1 protein-coding gene is annotated in these 277 nt (G+C 40.4%); it reads right to left on the reverse strand.

The features are described from left to right. Nucleotides 1-277, reverse strand: a 277-nt coding sequence (locus AC2FA3_RS15170; protein ID WP_490510309.1) for a hypothetical protein, incomplete at both ends; no start/stop codon positions are given.

Here is a 277-nt window from a genome sequence, read left to right on the forward strand (position 1 = left end):
TTGCAACACCCATCATGTGAACACTGATCTTGCTTGGGTCATCCTTCAAACCACTGAAGCTAACACCGAAGTATTTGGTCTTAGCATCGTAGTTCTTAGTACGACAACCAAGCAAGTCGCCTGCGTGTTCCCATTCAGTGTATCTTGAAGAATCATTCATTTGGCTGTCTGAACCAGAGAAACCACCAAATAACATTTGCTTAACGTTAAAGTAAATTTGGTTCTTCAATGCTGACATGGTACGTATGTTGGTATGAAATTCAGATGAGATAGGTAA

The sequence above is a fragment of the Janibacter sp. CoH_79_TC_3 genome, assembly GCF_058197955.1.